The sequence below is a fragment of the Saccharothrix lopnurensis genome (assembly GCF_042658445.1).
Lineage (GTDB): Bacteria > Actinomycetota > Actinomycetes > Mycobacteriales > Pseudonocardiaceae > Actinosynnema > Actinosynnema lopnurensis.
Genome location: NZ_JBHSQO010000033.1, coordinates 51,370 through 69,169, shown reverse-complemented (window position 1 = coordinate 69,169; position 17,800 = coordinate 51,370). Strand labels below are relative to the sequence as shown.

Below are 17,800 nucleotides of genomic sequence, written 5' to 3'. Positions count from 1 at the left end.
GGCCCGGCGGGTCGACGAACCCGTCGGGCCGGGCCGCCCCGAGGCCAACCACCGAGCGAAGGCAAGGACAATGACCCAGACCACGGAAGTCCCCGGCACGACCGGCAGGCTCCAGGGCAGGCGCGTCGGCATCCTCATGGAGAGCGACTACGTCGAGGAGGAGATCGCCTACTACCGGATGCGGTTCGCCGAGGAGGGCGCCCAGGTCGAGCTGCTGACCCGGCTGTGGGGCAGCGACTCGCTGACCTTCACCGGCCACGAGCAGCGCGCGCCCATCGAGGTGGGCGGCGACCTGGAGAAGCTGGACTACGACGAGCTGTCCCGGTTCTCCGCGCTGATCGTGCCCTCGGGCATGGTCGCGGACCGGCTGCGCTACACCGACAACGTCAGCCGGCCCGCGCCCGCGGTCGAGGTGATGCGGCGGGCGTTCCGGCTGCCGAACCTGATCAAGGCGTTCTCCTGCCACGGCCTGCTGCTGCTGTCGTCGGTGCCCGAGCTGGTCCGCGACCGGCCGGTGACCTGCCACAACAACCTGGTCGGCGACGTGCGCAACATGGGCGCGGTCTACACCGGCCGCGACGTGGTGGTGGACGGCGACCTGGTCACCTCGCGCACGGTCGAGCAGTGCAACCTGCTGGCCCGCACGGTGATCGAGATGCTGGTGGCGAGGGGCAACGGTGGGCGCTGAGATTGCCTACTCGTTCTCGGACACCACCGCCGGCCGCGTCGAGTCGTTCGCCGGCCGCGCCCTGCGGCTGCGCACGTTCGACGGCCGCGCGGTCGCGCTGGAGCTGACCGACACCACCTCCGCGCAGGTCGTGCGCAACCTCGGCGAGCCGTACCGGGACGCGGGCGGCCGGCTCGCCGAGCTGCTGCGGCCGGGCCGGCTGGTGTTCGCGCACGGCCCGGTCTACCCGGACCCGGGCGGGCTCCGCTACCAGGCCACCCAGCTGGTCCTGGTGGGCGACGAGGCCGAGGACCACGTGTTCGAGCGGCCCGGCTGGTGGGTCGAGCAGCTGCGCGAGCTGGCCCGGTTCTACCGGCGCGCCCAGTTCGGCGCGGGCGAGGTCGACTACGCCGACTACCGCACCGAGATCCGGCTGGGCGGCGACAAGAACGGCCGGCACGTCCAGGAGACCGACACGATCTCCCGCCTGGTCTACGGCATGGCCTCGGCGTACATGCTGACCGGCGACGAGGACTTCCTCACCGTCGCCGACCGCGGCTCGGCCTACCTGCGCGAGCACATGCGGTTCGTCGACACCGACCTGGGCGTCACCTACTGGTACCACGGCGTCGACGTGGACGGCGGCCGCGAGCGCAAGCTGTTCACCTCCGAGTTCGACGACGACTACCGCGCCATCCCCGCCTACGAGCAGATCTACGCGCTGGTCGGCCTGGTGCAGAACTACCGCGTCACCGGCGACCCGGCCACCAAGGCCGACATCGACGGCACGGTGCGGCTGTTCGAGCGGTTCTTCGCCGACCCGGCGCGCGGCGGCTACTGGTCGCACATCGACCCGGTGGACCTGAGCCCGCACTCGCCGGCGCTGGGGCGCAACCGGGCCCGCAAGAACTGGAACTCGGTCGGCGACCACGCACCCGCGTACCTGTTCAACCTGTACCTGGCCACCGGCGACCCGCGGCACCTGGACGCGTTGGAGCACACCTTCGACATGGTCGTGGCGCACTTCCCCGACCGCGGCACGCCGTTCGTCCAGGAGCGCTTCCACGGCGACTGGACGCCGGACCGCGAGTGGGGCTGGCAGCAGGACCGGGCGGTGGTCGGGCACAACCTCAAGATCGCCTGGAACCTGACCCGGATGAACGCCGCGCGCGCCAAGTACGACTACGCGCGCGTGGCCGAGCAGCTGGCGCGCTCCATGCCGGACGTGGGCCGCGACGGGCAGCGCGGCGGCTGGTACGACCTGGTGCAGCGGCAGCCGCCGCACGACTTCGTGTGGCACGACCGCAAGGCGTGGTGGCAGCAGGAGCAGGCGATCCTGGCCTACCTGGTGCTCGCCGGGCACCGGCGCTCGGACGAGTTCCTGGCGCACGGCCGGGAGGCGGCGGCGTTCTACAACGCGTTCTTCCTCGACCACGACGAGGGCGGCGTGTACTTCAACGTGCTCAACAACGGCATCCCGTACCTGGTGGGCACCGAGCGGCTCAAGGGCAGCCACTCCATGTCGATGTACCACGCGGCGGAGCTGTGCTACCTGGCCACCGTCTACACCGGACTGCTGGTGCGCGGCGAGCCGCTGGACCTGTGGTTCAAGCCGCGCCCGGACGCGGACTTCCCGGACCGGCTGCTGCGGGTGGCGCCGGACCTGCTGCCGGCGGGCCGGGTGCGGCTCGACGGCGTGCTGGTCGACGGCGAGCCGTACCGGGACTTCGACCCCGACGCGATGGCGGTGCGGCTGCCCGACAGCGCCTCGGCGGTGACCGTCCAGGCGCGGCTCGTGCCGGTGGAGGGGGCATGACCGCCGTGGACCGGGCGCCGGGGGCGCGGCGGTGGGTCGACGGGTTCCGGGTGGCACCCGCCCCGCCGCTGCCGCTGGGGTCGACCGCCACGCCGGACGGCATCGCGTTCGCGGTGGCCTCCGGCTCGGCGCGGCGCGTGTCGCTGGTGCTGCTGGACCCCGAGCGCGGCGACGAGGTCGCCGAGCTGCCGTTCCCGGAGGACTACCGGGTCGGCGACGTGTGGGCGATGACCGTGGTCGGCCTCGACCCGGACCTGGTGCACTACGCCTACCGCGTGGACGGCCGGGACGACCTGCTGCTGGACCCGCGCGCCCGGCTGCTGCCCGGCGGCGGGACGTGGGGCCGGCGGCCCCGCTACCGGTCGGCGGTGGCGCGGCCGGACGACTTCGACTGGGGCGACGACCGGGCGCCGCGCCTGCCGGTCGAGGACCTGGTGGTCTACGAGCTGAACGTGCGCGGCTACACCCGGCACGAGTCCTCGGGGGTGGCCTCGCCCGGCACGTTCGCGGGCCTGCGGGAGAAGGTGCCGCACCTGCGGGAGCTGGGCGTGAACTGCGTCGAGCTGATGCCGGTGTTCGAGTTCGACGAGACCGACGTGCCCGGCGCGCCCGAGCGGCTCAACACCTGGGGCTACCACCCGGTGGGGTTCTTCGCGCCCAAGGCGTCCTACGGCTCGCCGCGCGAGTTCAAGGAGCTGGTGCGCGACCTGCACGCGGCGGGCATCGAGGTGGTGCTCGACGTGGTGTTCAACCACACCGGCGAGGGCGACCACCGCGGGCCGACGCAGTCGTTCCGGGGCCTGGACAACGCGGTGTACTACCTGCTGACCCCGGACGGCGACTACTACAACTTCAGCGGCACCGGGAACACGCTCAACTGCAACCACCCCGTGGTGCGCGAGCTGGTCGTGGACAGCCTGCGGCACTGGGCGCTGGAGTACCGGGTGGACGGCTTCCGGTTCGACCTGGCCTCCATCCTGTCCCGGGGTCGCGACGGCGGGCCGCTGCCCGACCCGCCGCTGCTGGAGGCGCTGGCGCTGGACCCGGTGCTGGCCGACCGCAAGCTGATCGCCGAGGCGTGGGACGCGGGCGGGCTCTACCAGGTCGGCTCGTTCCCCGCCTACGGCCGCTGGATGGAGTGGAACGGGCGCTACCGCGACGCGCTGCGCCGGTTCCTGGTCGCGGCGCCGGGCGGCGCGGGCGAGCTGGCGGGCGGGCTGATCGGCTCGCCCGACCTGTACGCCGGGCGCGGCACCGGCGCCTCGGTGAACTTCGTGACCTGCCACGACGGGTTCACGCTGGCGGACCTGGTGTCCTACGACCACAAGCACAACGAGGCCAACGGCGAGGACAACCGGGACGGCCACGACGCCAACGAGAGCTGGAACTGCGGCGTCGAGGGACCCACGGACGACCCGGGGGTGCTGGCGCTGCGGCGGCGGCAGGCGCGCAACGCGCTGGCGCTGCTGATGGTGAGCAACGGCGTGCCGATGCTGCTGGCCGGCGACGAGTTCGGCCGCACCCAGCGGGGCAACAACAACGCCTACTGCCAGGACAACGACATCACCTGGGTGGACTGGGGGCTGGCCGAGCGCAACCGGGACCTGGTCGGGTTCGTGCGCTCGCTGACCGCGCTGCGCGCCCGGCACCCCGTGCTGCGGCGGGCCGGGCACCCCGGCGGCGAGCCGGTGCCCGGGTGGCGGTACCCGGCGGTGAGCTGGCACGGCGCGCGGCCGTTCGAACCCGACTGGTCGGCGGACTCGCGGCTGCTGGCCGTGCTGCTGCACGAGGAGGGCGTGGACTCGGTGTTCGTGGTGGCCAACACGGACCTGGCCGCGACCGGGGTGGAGCTGCCGGAGGCGCCGGGGGGCACGGCGTGGCACGTGGCCGTGGACACCGCCACCGGCAGGTCCGGCGCGGGCGGGCGGCGCGGGTCGCTCGTGGTGGCGGGCAAGTCCGTGGTCGTGCTGGAGGCGCTGCCCGTGTCCGAGGAGGATGGGCCAGAGGAGGATGGGCCAGAGGAGGACGGGCCAGGGGAGGACGGGCCAGGGGAGGACGGGCCAGGGGAGGACGGACCAGGGTCCGGGTCCGAAGAGGACGGTTCCGCACAGCACAGCGAGGGAGGACAGCGGTGAGCTTCGAGGCGTACCTGGGGTTCAACGGCCGCACCGGCACCGTCTACCTGACCGGTGAGCTGGACGCGGGCACCGCGCCGGTGTTCCGGTCGCTGGTGGAGCAGGCGGCGCGGCGGCCGCTGGACCGGCTGGTGCTGGACCTGACCGGCCTGGTGGCGATGTCCTCGGCGGGCGTGCGCTCGCTGGCGTTCGCGCAGCAGCAGCTGCCGCCCTCGGCGTCGATCATCGTCGTGGGGGCGAGCGCCGGGGTGGTGGAGGTCATCCGGCTGGCGGGTTTCGACCAGGCGGTCACCATCGCCGAACGCGTCGCCTGAACGAAATGGCCTGACGGCCGCGGGAAAATCATTCACGAAGGCGCGGGCGCGCCGGCGAACCACCACCCGGGTATATCGGTTGAACGTCAACTGTTTACCAACACGTGGTTATGTCGGCGCGCCCCGCCGCGCGAATCCGCGGTGCGCCCCGAACGCCGCCGGAGCGGATTCCACGTCCGGGGCGCTCACGCGCCCCTCCAGGTTGAACGGTCAACTATATAACGCTGCGTGCCAACTGAGGTGACCGGTTTCCACCCGGATGTACGAAGTGCTCATCCGCCGACTGGCCCTGTCGTCCTGCTACTCAGGGTGATCAACATCGTTCGACGGGACGCGCCCCGGAGCCGGATTTTTCCTGTTGGCGTGGATGTCGATAGGCGGCCCGCAGTGCCCTCACAATGCTCTCCTCACAGAGGGTGAGCACCACTGGGGCGCTGTATAAGTATTTTGCGATAGCGCTTGCGTTTCGGACCTCACGAGATCGTCCCGGCTTGGCCGCAAGTAGCTTGCCGCACGCGTTCCCCATATGGAGTATCGATTGAGTACGACATGTGACAGTTTCGGGGGTCTTACGGTGGTCGAGGACAGTCTTCGCACTGCTCTTTCGCTTGCCAAGAATGATGAGGTGACACACTTCGCGCAGGACAAGTTCAGCTCCCTTCCGCGCTCTGACCAGCGCAGATGGGCTGAGGTCTATCTCAGGGGGCTGCTGCTTGGGCGTGGTCGGAAGTCTGTCCGCAGAATTGCTGAGGAGGTGCTCGAGTTACCTGTTTCGCAATCGCTCCAACAGTTCATAAACCAAAGCCCGTGGGACTGGCGGGAAGTGCGCTCCAGAATAGCGGGAGAAGTTGAGGAGCTGCTGTCCCCGAGGGCGTGGGTGATCGCCGACACGACCATTCCGAAAAGGGGGGAGCACTCGGTCGGCGTGGAACGCAGGTTCGTGCCGAGCGAGGGTCGTGCGATCAACTGCCAGTTGGGCACCGGGCTGTTCCTGGCCGGGGAGGCGGCGAGCATCCCGGTGAACTGGCGGATCCAGCTGACCAGGCGGTGGATCGACGACGAACGCCGCCGCAACCGCGCGTACATCCCCGACTCGGTCGAGGCGCTGCCGGAGTGGCGGTACGCGCTGGACCTGGTCGAGGAGGTGGGCGAGTGGGGCGTCCCCCGCGCGCCCGTGGTCGGCGACCTGCGGCACACCGCGGGCGCGCACCGGCTGATGGCGAGGCTCGCCGAACTGGGGGCCGACTTCGTCTTCGAGGTGCCGGACGCGTTCGAGGTGGTGCCGGGACCGCACCTCGCGGCCGTCCGCAGCGGCTTCGGCCCGCAGCGGGGGCCCAACCTGGTCCGGGCGCGGGACTGCCTGCGGGGCGCGGACATCAAGCACCGGCAGGTCGTCACCTGGGCGCCGGGCGTGGACGGCAAGCACCGGGCCACGCAGGCGGTGTCGGTGCCGGTGCGGCTGCCGGTCGACCCCGGGCGGCGCGGCGGGCCCGCGCTCCAACTGGTCGGCACCTCGCGGCAGGGAGGCCGCGTGAAGCTGTGGTTGACCAACCGCACCGACCTCCGCGCGGCGGAGGTCATCTCACTGGGGGCACTCGTCGATCGCACCGCGTGCGACCTGCTGGACCTGCGGGCGCACTACGGGCTGCTGGACTTCGAAGGCCGGTCGTACCGGGGTTGGCACCACCACATGACGCTCGTCTCGGCGGCTTACACGTTCGCCAAGCGCAGCGCGGTGCCGGGCCGGCGGGAACGGCAGCTGTCCTGATCGGCGCACATGCCTCAACGGCGAGGCATGTGCGCCGCGCGCGGGAGGGCGCACCGGGCGTGCCGGAGTTCCGCGGGGAACGGGACGCGTCCGGGCGGGACCCGCGTGACCTGCTCGAACGGCCCGGCGGATCGGGTCGGGAGGCCGTCACGGCGCTCGCCGTGCCGGAGAGGAGGCGGCACGGCGACCGCCCCGCCCACCTCGGGGGCGCCCGCGACCGCGCCGCCCACCCGGGGCGGCCGCGGGCCCCGGGTCAGCCGCGCGCCTCCCGCGTCCGCCACAGCACCACCACGAAGTACGGCGTGCCGAGCAGCGCGATCACCAGCCCGGCGGGCACCTGCGCGGGCGCGACGACCGTGCGCCCGATCGTGTCGGCCAGGCTCACCAGCACCGCGCCGAGGACGGCCGCCACCGGGATCACCCGCTGGTGCCGGCCGCCGACCAGGGACCGGGCCAGGTGCGGCGCGACCAGGCCCACGAACGCCACCACGCCGATGGCGGAGACGGCCGTCGCCGCCAGCACGCCCGCGCCCGTCAGCACGGCCAGGCGCGACCGCTCCACCCGCATCCCCAGCACCCGCGGGGTGTCCTCGTCCAGGCTGTGCAGGTCCAGCTCGCGGTGCCGCGCCCACAGCAGCGGCGTCAGCAGCGCCAGCGCCAGCGCGGTCGGCACGACCTGCTCCAGCGTCCGCCCGTAGGTGGAGCCGGACATCCACGTCAGCGCCTTCGCCGTGTTCCACGGGTCCGAGGTCACGATCAGCAGCGTGATCAGCGCCGTGCCGCCCGACCACGTCGCGATGCCGATGACCACCAGCCGGTCCGGGTCCAGCCCCGACCGCCACGCCAGCCCGTAGACCAGGGCGAACGCCACCACGGCCCCACCGCCGGCGGCCCCGGCGATCGCCCACGCGCCCGCGGCGGGCACCACCGTGATGAGCGTGATCGCGCCCAGCCCCGCGCCGGCGGTGATGCCCAGCAGGCCGGGTTCGGCCAGCGGGTTGCGGCTGACCGCCTGGATGCCGCAGCCGGCCACGGCCAGCGCCGCGCCCGCGGTCAGCGCCGCCAGCACCCGCGGCAGCCGCTGGTCCAGCACGAACGTCAGCGCGGTCCCGGTCCGCCCGGACACCCAGTTCGCCAGGTCGCCCAGCAGCACCACCCGGTCGCCCAGCATCAGGCCCGCCACCGGCGCGGCCACCACCAGCGCCGCGAGCACCGCGCCGACCGCCACCAGCCGCCCCCGCGAGCCGGCCTGCCCGACCCGCCCGGCGGGGGCCTGCCGCGGCGTGCCGCTCGACCGGCTCCGCCGCGCCAGCCACACCAGCACGACCGCGCCGAGGACCGTGGTCATCACGCCGGTCGGCACCCGCACCGCCGCCGCCGGGCCCATGACCGCCCGCAGCAGCACGTCCGCGCCGAGCACGATCAGCACGCCGACCAGGCCGGACACCGGCAGCAGCAGGCGGTGCCGGCCCAGCCCCGGTACGCGGGGCGCGAGCAGCCGGGTGATCACCGGCGCGCTCAGCCCGACGAAGCCCACGGGCCCGGCCACGTTCACCGCGGCGGCGGTCAGCGCCACGGTCAGCAGCACCGCGCCGACCCGCGTCCGCCGCACCTTGAGCCCCAGCACGGTCGCGTTGTCGTCGCCCAGGGCGAGGACGTCGAGCGACCGGCCCATGCAGAACAGCGCCACCACCGCGACCAGCACCACCGGCGCCATCTGCCCGGTGGTCCGCAGGTCCCCGACGGACAGCGACCCGCTGCCCCAGGCGAACAGCCCGGTCGTCTCCTGCTCGAACAGGAGCAGCAGCAGCATCGTCAGCGACTGGAGCGCCAGCGCCACCGCCGACCCCACCAGCACCAGCCGCGGGCTGGTCGACCCGCCGGCGGACAGGCCCAGCACCACCACCGCCGCGGCCAGCCCGCCCGCGAACGCCGTCGCGCCCGTGAGCAGCACGGGCAGCCCCAGGCCGAACGCCGCGACGACCACCACGGCCAGGTGCGCGCCCGCGTTGACGGCGAGCGTGTCCGGGGACGCCAGCGGGTTGCGGGCCACCGACTGCATCCCCGCGCCCGCGACGCCGAGGGCGAAGCCGAGCAGCAGGGCGGTGAGCAGGCGGGGCACGCGCGAGCCCTCCAGCACCGCGAGGGTCTGCGCGTCCCCGCGGCCCACCAGGGCGGCCAGCACGTCGAGCACGCCGGTGTCGGCGGTGCCCTGGGTGAGGTGGACGGCGGAGAGCGCGGCGACGACCGCCACGATCCCCGCCGTCACGGCGGCGGCGCGGAACATCAGGCGGTGACGGCCTTCACGAACTGCTCGGCGACGCGCACGACCGACTTGGGACCGCCGAAGGTCCACGTGCCCGGCTCCAGCTTGACGACCCGGCCCGAGGCCACGAACGGCAGCCGCTGCCACACCGGGTTCTGCGCGAGGCCGGTGGTGAACACGTCGTCCTCGGACGCGCTGTAGAACAGCACGGTCCTCGGGTCGGTGATCGCGGTCATGCCCTCGACGTCGGTGGCGCCCAGGCCCCACTGCGCGTCGACCTCGCCGGTCCAGGCGTTGACCAGGCCGAGCGCCTCGGCGGTGTCGGAGACCAGCGAGCCCTTGCCGAACGGGCGGATGTTGACGGTGCTGCCCTCCAGCCAGCCGTCGGCCATGACGAACGGCGTGCCCGCCGCGCCCCCGTCCGCGACGGCCTTCCTCCCGTCGGCCAGGGCCTGGTCCATCTCGTCCAGCAGGGTGTCGGCCTCGATGTCCTTGCCGATCACCCCGGCGATGACGCCCAGTTCCTCGCGCAGGCGGTCGAAGTTGCGGCTCGCGTCGGTGGACTTCGTGACCACGACCGGGACGTACTCCTCCAGCCTGTCCGCGAGCGTGGTGTCCCGGCCCTCGGCCATGATCACCACGTCCGGGTCGAGCGCGACGATCGAGTCGACGCTGGGCTCGGCGCGCGTGCCGACGTCCGCGACGCCCTCGTCCAGCGGGGTCGCCTTGTTCCAGGCCCGGTAGCCGGCGGCGTCGGCCACGCCCACGGGCATGACGCCCAGCGAGGCGACCATCTCGGCCTCGGCCCACTCCAGCGCCACCACCCGCTGGGCGGGCGCGTCGAGCCTGACCTCCTTGCCGCGCGCGTCGGTCGCGGTGACCGGCCCGCCGGCGCTGTCCGCGCTGGTGGGGGTGGTCGTCGGGGTCTCGGTGGTGCCGCAGGCGGACAGCAGCACGGCCGCGGCGACGAGGGCAGGGGTCGACCAGCGCATGGTTCGCACCTCTCCTGGCTTGTTCGGGGTTGTTCGGGGTTGTTCGGATCAGCTGACGGTGCGGGGCGCGTGCCTGCCCAGGGGGCGGCAGTGGATCGCGCCGGTCACCGGGTCGTCCGCGACGTGGACGGTGACGCCGTAGGCGCGGGAGAGGTGGTCGCCGGTCAGCACGTCCCGCACCGCGCCCGCGGCGACCACCCGGCCCTCGGACAGCAGGACCACCTCGTCGGCGACGACCGCGGCGTGGTCGAGGTCGTGCAGCACCACGCCGACCGCCACGCCCTGGTCTGCGAGGTCGCGGACCACGTCCAGGACCTCGACCTGGTAGCGCAGGTCGAGGTGGTTGGTGGGCTCGTCGAGCAGCAGCACGGAGGTCTGCTGGGCCAGGCAGGACGCGAGCCACACGCGTTGCAGCTCGCCGCCGGACAGCTCGTCGACGCCCCGGTCGGCCATCGGCGTGACGCCGGTGAGCTCCATGGCGCGGGCGACGGCGGCGCCGCCCTCCACGTCGACCCCGCGCCACCCCGCGCGGTACGGGTGGCGGCCGTAGGAGACGACGTCGCGGACCGAGACGCCCGACGGGGTGGGCCGCTGCTGGGTCAGCAGGGTGACGCTGCGGGCGAACTCCTTGCCGGACAGGGCGGACCGGCCCCAGACGGCGCGCCCGCCCACGGCGACCCGTCCCCCGCGCGGCCGGTGCAGGCGGGCCAGCGAGCGCAGGACGGTCGACTTGCCGGAGCCGTTCGGGCCGACCAGCGCGGTCACCGCGCCGGCGCGCAGGCTCAGCGAGACGCCCTCCACGACGGTGCGGTCGTGGTGCGCCAGGACCAGGTCCTCACCGGCGAGCAGCGCGTCTCCTCTGGACATGAGGGGAGCCTAACCTAAGCCGTAAGACCCCCTCTTCGGGTGGAACTCGTCGCGCTTCCGGGACGTTCCGCGCAACGCGGAGCGCACGTCGCCCCGGTCGGGGGACGCCCGGACCGGGCCACCCCTCACCGGCTGAAGTGACGCCGCGTGTCCGCCGCCAGCGCGGCGCACACCTGCGCCGTCCGCTCCGCCCAGAACCGCCGCCCCGCGAACCGCTCCGCGGGCTCCCAGGCGAACGTCCAGGTGAACAGGCACCCGCCCGCCGCCGGCTCCACCAGGTGGTCCTCCCCGAACCGCCGGAACAGCGGCAGGTTCGCCGACTCCGCCCGGAACGACTGCCGCCGCCCCTCCTCCCAGCGGAAAGCGCTCTCGCGCAGCCGCAGCACCCCCAGCGCGGTCGCCCGGCGCGTCGTGCCCACCCCGAACGGGCGAGGCGAGGCGTACTCCGCCGTCGCCAGCCGGCACCACCACAGCGGGTTCGAGGCGGTCAGCCCGCGCCACACCCGTTCGGGCGACACCGGCAGGTCCAGCGCGTAGCTGCGGCGCTGCGGCGCCGCGGTGAAGAACTCCTCGTCAACCGGTTCCAGGCGCGGCATCCCCCCAGTGTGCGGCCTGTCCCCCCGGAGCACCGGGCACGCGGAGTGCGGACACCGCCAGCAGCACCGCGTTGGGCCCGCCGGGGGACACCCGCTCTCGAACGTGTGGATCAACCCCCGGGGGTCTTGGCCGGGGCGCCCCCGCACTGGTTGCGTACCGGGGTACGCCACACCGACGCGAGAGGCGCGTGCCGAATGCAGCCGTTCCAGTTGCCGGAGTTCTACCTGCCCCACCCGGCGCGGCTGAACCCCAATCTCGACCGCGCGCGCACCCACACGAAGGCGTGGGCCTACGGGATGGACATGGTCGACGTGCCCCAGCACGGCACCGTGATCTGGACCGAGCACGACCTCGACTCGCACGACTACGCCCTGCTCTGCGCCTACACCCACCCCGACGCCACCGCGGACGACCTGGACCTGGTCACCGACTGGTACGTCTGGGTCTTCTACTTCGACGACCACTTCCTGGAGCTCTACAAGCGCAACCCCGACCTCGCTGGCGCGAAGGCGTACCTGGACCGGCTGCCGCTGTTCATGCCGGTCGACGGGCCGATCACCGAGGAGCCGACCAACCCGGTCGAGAAGGGCCTCAAGGACCTCTGGGAGCGCACCGTCCCGGCCCACTCGGCCGACTGGCGCCGCCGGTTCGCCGAGAACACCGAGCACCTGCTCGACGAGTCGATGTGGGAGCTGCTCAACATCTCCGAGGGCCGGCTGGCCAACCCGGTCGAGTACGTCGAGATGCGCCGCAAGGTCGGCGGCGCGCCGTGGTCGGCGAACCTGGTCGAGCACGTCACCGGCATGGAGGTGCCCGCCCGGATCGCGCTGAGCCGCCCGCTGGGCGTGCTGCGCGACACCTTCGCCGACGCCGTCCACCTGCGCAACGACCTGTTCTCCTACGAGCGCGAGGTGCTCGACGAGGGCGAGCTGAGCAACGGCGTGCTGGTGTTGGAGAAGTTCCTCGACCTGCCCACCCAGGAGGCCGCCGAGGCGGTCAACGACCTGCTCACCTCCCGCCTGCACCAGTTCGAGCACACCGCGTTCACCGAGGTGCCGCCGCTGCTGGACGAGCACGGCGTGGACCCGGAGGGCCGGCTCGCCGTGCTGGCGTACGTGAAGGGCCTCCAGGACTGGCAGTCCGGCGGCCACGAGTGGCACGCCCGCTCCAGCCGCTACATGAACGAGGGCGCGGTCACCACCCCGGTGCTGGGCGGGCCCACCGGCCTGGGCACCGGGGGACTCCGCTCGATCCTGGCCACCGCGCCGCAGCGGGCCCGCGCCTTCGGCCACGTGCCGTTCGAGCAGGTGCCGCCGTTCGCGTGGCCCGAGATGTACTCGCCGCACCCGGTGACGATCAACCCGCACTGGCGGGAGTCCCTGGAGCACAACGTCCGGTGGTGCGGGGACATGGGCTTCTACGACGACGTGCCGCGGGTCTGGACTGCGGAGAAGCTGCGCGGGTACGACTTCGCGCTGTGCTCGGCGGGCATCGACCCGGACGCCGGCCGCGAGGAGCTCGACCTGTCCGCGGACTGGCTGGCCTGGGGCACCTACGGCGACGACTACTACCCGCTGGTGTTCGGCCGGACCCCGGACCTGGCCGCCGCGAAGGTCGCCACCGAGCGCCTCAAGCAGCTCATGCCGGTGGAGGGCGCGGCCCCGATCACGCCCGTCACCCCGCTGGAGCTCGGCCTGGCCGACCTGTGGCGCCGCACCGCCGCCCCGATGCCGCTGGCGCACCGCGAGGGCTTCCGGCAGGCGGTGGTGACGATGCTCGACGCCTGGCTGTGGGAGCTGCACAACCAGGAGGTGAACCGCATCCCGGACCCGGTCGACTACGTGGAGATGCGCCGCCGCACGTTCGGCTCGGACCTGACCAAGAGCCTGGCCAGGTTCGGCCACGGCGACGCGGTGCCGCCGGAGGTCTACCGGACGCGGACCGTGCAGAGCATGGAGAACGCCGCCGCGGACTACGGGTGGATGGTCAACGACCTGTTCTCCTACCGCAAGGAGGTCCAGTACGAGGGCGAGCTGCACAACCTCGTGCTCGTCGTGCGCAACTTCCTCGACGTGGGCTTCGAGCGCGCCTACCAGGTGGTGCTCGACCTCCAGACCGCGCGGATGAAGCAGTTCGAGCACATCGTGGACGTCGAGCTGCCCGCCCTGTTCGAGGAGTTCGACCTCGACCGGCCGGCGCGCGACACGCTGCTCACGTACGCGGTCGAACTCCGGGACTGGATGGCGGCCATCGTCGAGTGGCACTTCAAGACCCACCGCTACGGCGACGCGGCCCTGGAGGAGCACAACCGCCCGCGGGAACCCGTCGTGATCCGGTCACCCCTCGGCCCGACCGGGCTCGGCACCTCGTCCACACGCCTGGTGATGAACAACAAATAAACCGGGAGCAACGAAGAAAAGAAGAAAGAACCGCTCCCCCGCGCGAGTCGTACGCCCAGACCCCGCGAGTCGTACGCCCAGGACCCCCGAGTTACACGTTCAGGACCCCGGAGTTGCACGTTCAGCGCGCCGAACCGGGTCGCGAATGCTGAACTCGGGGGTCCTGAACGTACGACACGGTCGGTCTGAACGTACGACTCGCGCGGGCTGGAGGTACGACTCGCGCGGGGTCAGGGGAGGATCCTGGTGGCGGACACCGGGCGGTCGGTGGTGGGGTAGGCGCCGGTGGACGAGGTGTTCACGCTCCACCGGTAGCGGGTGAAGGCGCCGGTGGTGTCCGAGGCGTAGAACATCATGTGCCCGAAGCCCGCGCCGTCGGTGGCGGCGCCGGCGTGGAAGATCCGGCTGTCCGGGAACCGGGCGTAGTTGCCCACCCCGTACCGGCCGTGCGGCTCGGCCGTGCAGTCGACGACCTCGACCGCGTACTGCGTCTCGCCGGGGAAGTTCAGCGACGCCACCGGGGCCCGGTACACGCCCTTCACCGACCGCACCATCACGATGTGCCCGGTGTTGGTGTCCTGGTCGTTGCGGTAGTCGACGGCGATCAGGTCGCCCGGCCGCAGGTCCGCCACCGCGTCCACGCGCTCGAAGTGCGGCACGGACCGCTCGGCGAACGCCAGCCGGTAGTCGCGGGCGAACGGGCTGGCCGCGCCGAAGTGGGTGCGGAAGAACCGGGACGTCGCCCACGGGTAGGTCCGCCGGAGCACGGCCGTCTGGAACGACGCGCACTGGCTCCGGTTGACCCACCCCGAGGCGTCGCCGGGCGAGCCCCAGCGGACCACGTTCGGCTGGTCGGGTTCCTTGTAGGCGTTGTTGCCCAGCGGGCACGTCGGCAGCGACAGGTAGCCGACCAGCAGTTCGGCTTCGAGCAGGTGCGGTGTGGACGTCCGGTGTGGACGCGGTCCCGGGCTCCCGGGGCGCGCCGCGACGGCGGTTCTCCCGGACTGCGGTCTCCAGGACAGGACCATCGTGCGACTCCCCCTCCGGTGCGGGCCCGCACACCGTAGTCGAAGGGTGGAGCCGCCACCGGGTGGTCGACGCGCGTGCGCCGGGCGTTCAGCGCAGGTACACCAGCAGGACGGTGGTGACCGCGGCGGACATGGCGAGCGTGGTGGCGATCCCGGTCATGACCGCGCCGGCCGAGACGAGGAGTCGGGTGAGCACGCTGAGCGTGCGGCGCAGCAGCCGGGCCAGGCCCAGGAGCAGCGCCAACGCGCCTATCATGATCATGACCACCAGTGTCGGCCACCCGGTGGGGTCGGAGGACTGGGCTGAGGACTGGGCCAAGGCGGCGAGCACGTTCACGGTTACCCCCGGAGGTTGTCCTGGGTGAACTTCAGCTCTGATCACTGAAATTTGCTGAATCTCAGTAGGATCAGGGTAAGTCGGGTCCCAGCTGGGTGACAAGGCCCAATTGCGGCTTCGACTCGCGAAATTTGGGGAATATCGTGTATGTTCCTCGCTTCAGCACCCGAGCTGAAGTTCACTGAAGGGGCGCGGCACTCGTGGCGGTTGTGGAGGGCTCCCACCGGCTGGCGCACCGCCTCCGGGCGCTGCGCGAGGAGTGCTGGCCGGACGTCCCGATCACGCAGGGGGACCTCGCCGACGCCCTCAGCGCGGACAAGCCGGCCAGCGTGCCGCTGCTGTCGTCGTGGGAGAGCCGCACCAAGCCCAAGACCCCGCCGCTGCACCGCCTCGCCGCCTACGCGACCTTCTTCGCCACCAGGCGGTCCGTGGGGGAGCGCCCCTACCGGCTGCTCGGCGTCGACGAGTTGACCGCCGACGAGCTGCGCCGCCGCGAGGAGCTGCTGGCCGAGCTGGCCGAGCTGCGCGCGGCCGGGCGGCGGGCGCCGGGACGGGCCCCGGCCCGCGCGACCAGCGACGACGACCCGGGGTTCTGGTACTTCGACGACCCGCACGACATCACCATCGTGGTCGCCCAGCTGCCCCGGGACATGCGCGAGCGGATGCCGTACGCGGACCCGGCCAAGCCCGACTACGTCGAGCTGTACACCTACGCCGACCTGGACGCGCTGATCGAGCTGCACGGCCACATCCGCGCGCTCAACCCGCGCAGCCAGGTCCGCTTCCGCATCGCCTCGGAGCTCTCGCCCGACGACTACACCACCCACCTGGTGCTGCTGGGCGGCGTGGACTGGAACTTCGTCATCCGCGAGCTCCAGGACCGGGTCGACCTGCCGGTCGAGCAGGTCGGCCGGCACCACGAGTCGGAGTCCGGCGGGTTCATCGCGAGCCTGCCGGACGGCGCGCAACGCCTCTACGCGCCCGTGCTCGGCACGTCCCCCGACCAGCCCGACGTGCTGCACGAGGACGTGGCGCACTTCTACCGCGGTCCGAACCCGTTCAACCACAGCAGGACGGTCACGGTCTGCAACGGCATGTACGGCCGGGGGACCCTCGGCGTCGTGCGCACGCTGACCGACGTCCGGTTCCGGGACCGCAACTTCCGCTACCTGAAGACCCGCTTCGCGGGCGAAGCCGCCTACAGCGTCCTCACCCGGGTGCTCGTGGTCAACGGTCAGGTGGTCACGCCGGACTGGAACCAGCCCGGGTCCCGACTCCTGGAATGGCCGGTGAGCACCGGTTGAACACCGCTCCGCAGACGGTCGCGCGGCACCACGCGTCGCACGGCACACTCCTCGCCACCGTGCCGGTGGCGGACTGCCCGCCCGGTGAGGTGGACGCTGTCGTGGTGCCCACGAACCGGCCCTGGGGCTACCTGTCCACGGCGGTCGACGTGGCCGCCGCCCTCAGCCGTCCCCTGGTCGTGCTGACCAGCGGCAGCGCCTCGCCCGAGCGCACGGCGAAGCTGGCGCGCGGCAGCGGCGTCGAGACGCTGGTGCTCGACGTCGGCCGGCTGCCCCGCCCCTTGATGCCGCGCCTGGCCACCACGGAGGTGCTGCGCGGCACGGAGTTCGAGCGGCGCACCGACACCAGCCTCAAGCGCAACCTCGGCCTGCTGGTGTCGCGGGTGCTCGGCTGGGAGCGGGTGGCGTTCCTCGACGACGACATCGCGGTGCCGCGGCCCCGGGACCTCGACTCGGCGGCCGGCCTGGTCTCGGCCGGCTTCGCGGCGGTCGGCCTGGCCGTCGGCGGCTTCCCGGACAACTCGGTGGTGTGCCACGCCCACCGCGAGACCGGCGGCGAGCAGGGCACGTTCATCGGCGGCGGCGCCCTGGTCATCGGCCACGAGTCGATGACCTCGTTCTTCCCCAGCGTCTACAACGAGGACTGGTTCTTCCTGCTCGACGACCACGGCCTGCGCCGCTCGGCCAAGACCGGCGAGGTGCTCCAGAAGCCCTACGACCCGTTCGCCGACGAGCTGCGGGCGCAGACCGAGGAGTTCGGCGACTGCCTGGCCGAGGGCGTGTTCGCGCTGCTGGACGACGAGGGCGGCTTCGGCGCGGCGACCGACGAGGGTTACTGGTGGGAGTTCCTGCTCGGCCGGGCCGCCCTGATCGAGGGCATCCTGGAGCGCCTGCGCTCGCGCCGCCGGCGGGACGACGAGGCGCTGCGGATGGAGATGGCGCTGCGGGCCGCCCGCAAGCGGTGCCGGGCCATCGAGCCGTCGCTGTGCGTGCGGTACCTGAAGGCGCTCGCCCAGGACCGCCGGACGTGGGCCGAGCACGTGGAGAAGCACCCGCGCGCCGCCACCGACCTGCGCGGCGCGCTCGACGTGCTGCGCCTGACCGACCACGGTGCTTACGTGGCCCGCCGGACCCGCTGAGCCGGGGCCGGTGGGGCCGGCGGGGCGGCACCGCTGGGCCGGCACCGCACGCCGGGCCGCCGGGTCGGCCCGCCGGGTCGGGCCGCTGGGCCGGCGCCGCACGACGGGTCCGCCGGGCGGGCACCGCCGAGCCGCCCACCCCGTCCCGGCCCACCCCGTCCCGGCCCACCC

14 protein-coding genes are annotated in these 17,800 nt (G+C 72.9%); 8 read left to right on the top strand and 6 right to left on the bottom strand.

Annotation, left to right across the window (positions count from 1 at the left end; genetic code table 11):
• Positions 1-70: 70 nt before the first annotated feature.
• The 5 genes from ACFP3R_RS26280 to ACFP3R_RS26260 all read left to right on the top strand — a co-directional run bounded on the left by ACFP3R_RS26280 (position 71) and on the right by ACFP3R_RS26260 (position 6,700).
• Positions 71-688, top strand: coding sequence for a DJ-1/PfpI family protein (locus tag ACFP3R_RS26280; RefSeq protein WP_380639371.1), 618 nt, complete (start codon positions 71-73; stop codon positions 686-688).
• Positions 678-2,483, top strand: coding sequence for an AGE family epimerase/isomerase (locus ACFP3R_RS26275; protein ID WP_380639369.1), 1,806 nt, complete (start codon positions 678-680; stop codon positions 2,481-2,483). Before ACFP3R_RS26280 ends, ACFP3R_RS26275 begins: the two co-directional genes overlap by 11 nt.
• Positions 2,480-4,618, top strand: coding sequence for a glycogen debranching protein (locus ACFP3R_RS26270; protein ID WP_380639367.1), 2,139 nt, complete (start codon positions 2,480-2,482; stop codon positions 4,616-4,618). Before ACFP3R_RS26275 ends, ACFP3R_RS26270 begins: the two co-directional genes overlap by 4 nt.
• Positions 4,615-4,932, top strand: coding sequence for an STAS domain-containing protein (locus ACFP3R_RS26265; protein ID WP_380639365.1), 318 nt, complete (start codon positions 4,615-4,617; stop codon positions 4,930-4,932). Before ACFP3R_RS26270 ends, ACFP3R_RS26265 begins: the two co-directional genes overlap by 4 nt.
• Positions 4,933-5,458: 526 nt before the next feature.
• The gene (locus ACFP3R_RS26260) at positions 5,459-6,700 is read left to right on the top strand and encodes an IS701 family transposase (RefSeq protein ID WP_380639363.1); all 1,242 of its coding nucleotides are present in this window, start codon (positions 5,459-5,461) and stop codon (positions 6,698-6,700) included.
• 253 nt (positions 6,701-6,953) lie between these two features.
• On the opposite strand, the gene ACFP3R_RS26255 is transcribed toward ACFP3R_RS26260, so the two are convergent.
• The 4 genes from ACFP3R_RS26255 to ACFP3R_RS26240 form a co-directional block, all read right to left on the bottom strand.
• Positions 6,954-8,987, bottom strand: a complete 2,034-nt coding sequence (locus tag ACFP3R_RS26255; protein WP_380639361.1) for an iron ABC transporter permease — start codon at positions 8,985-8,987, stop codon at positions 6,954-6,956.
• Complete coding sequence (locus tag ACFP3R_RS26250) at positions 8,987-9,958, bottom strand: ABC transporter substrate-binding protein (protein ID WP_380639359.1); 972 nt, start codon at positions 9,956-9,958, stop codon at positions 8,987-8,989. Before ACFP3R_RS26250 ends, ACFP3R_RS26255 begins: the two co-directional genes overlap by 1 nt.
• A gap of 48 nt (positions 9,959-10,006) precedes the next feature.
• Positions 10,007-10,825 carry an ABC transporter ATP-binding protein gene (locus ACFP3R_RS26245; RefSeq protein WP_380639357.1) on the bottom strand — a complete coding sequence of 273 codons (819 nt, stop codon included), beginning with the start codon at positions 10,823-10,825 and terminating at the stop codon, positions 10,007-10,009.
• A 125-nt stretch (positions 10,826-10,950) separates the two neighbouring features.
• Positions 10,951-11,421 (bottom strand): SRPBCC family protein, encoded by a 471-nt coding sequence (locus ACFP3R_RS26240; protein WP_380639355.1) that lies wholly within the window; start codon positions 11,419-11,421, stop codon positions 10,951-10,953.
• Between the two features lie 195 nt (positions 11,422-11,616).
• Between ACFP3R_RS26240 and ACFP3R_RS26235 the strand changes: the two genes are divergently transcribed.
• The gene (locus tag ACFP3R_RS26235) at positions 11,617-13,821 is read left to right on the top strand and encodes a terpene synthase family protein (RefSeq protein WP_380639353.1); all 2,205 of its coding nucleotides are present in this window, start codon (positions 11,617-11,619) and stop codon (positions 13,819-13,821) included.
• 230 nt (positions 13,822-14,051) lie between these two features.
• On the opposite strand, the gene ACFP3R_RS26230 is transcribed toward ACFP3R_RS26235, so the two are convergent.
• The gene (locus tag ACFP3R_RS26230; protein ID WP_380639351.1) at positions 14,052-14,849 is read right to left on the bottom strand and encodes a hypothetical protein; all 798 of its coding nucleotides are present in this window, start codon (positions 14,847-14,849) and stop codon (positions 14,052-14,054) included.
• An 88-nt stretch (positions 14,850-14,937) separates the two neighbouring features.
• A complete protein-coding gene (locus ACFP3R_RS26225) occupies positions 14,938-15,111 on the bottom strand; it encodes a hypothetical protein (protein ID WP_380639349.1) in 174 nt (57 codons plus the stop codon).
• A 275-nt stretch (positions 15,112-15,386) separates the two neighbouring features.
• Here ACFP3R_RS26225 and ACFP3R_RS26220 point away from each other — a divergent pair, with 275 nt between their 5' ends.
• Together ACFP3R_RS26220 and ACFP3R_RS26215 are read left to right on the top strand one after the other, a co-directional pair.
• Positions 15,387-16,490 (top strand): XRE family transcriptional regulator, encoded by a 1,104-nt coding sequence (locus ACFP3R_RS26220; protein WP_380639347.1) that lies wholly within the window; start codon positions 15,387-15,389, stop codon positions 16,488-16,490.
• Positions 16,487-17,629 (top strand): hypothetical protein, encoded by a 1,143-nt coding sequence (locus tag ACFP3R_RS26215; protein WP_380639345.1) that lies wholly within the window; start codon positions 16,487-16,489, stop codon positions 17,627-17,629. The genes ACFP3R_RS26220 and ACFP3R_RS26215 overlap by 4 nt, the downstream gene beginning before the upstream one ends.
• Positions 17,630-17,800: the final 171 nt, after the last annotated feature.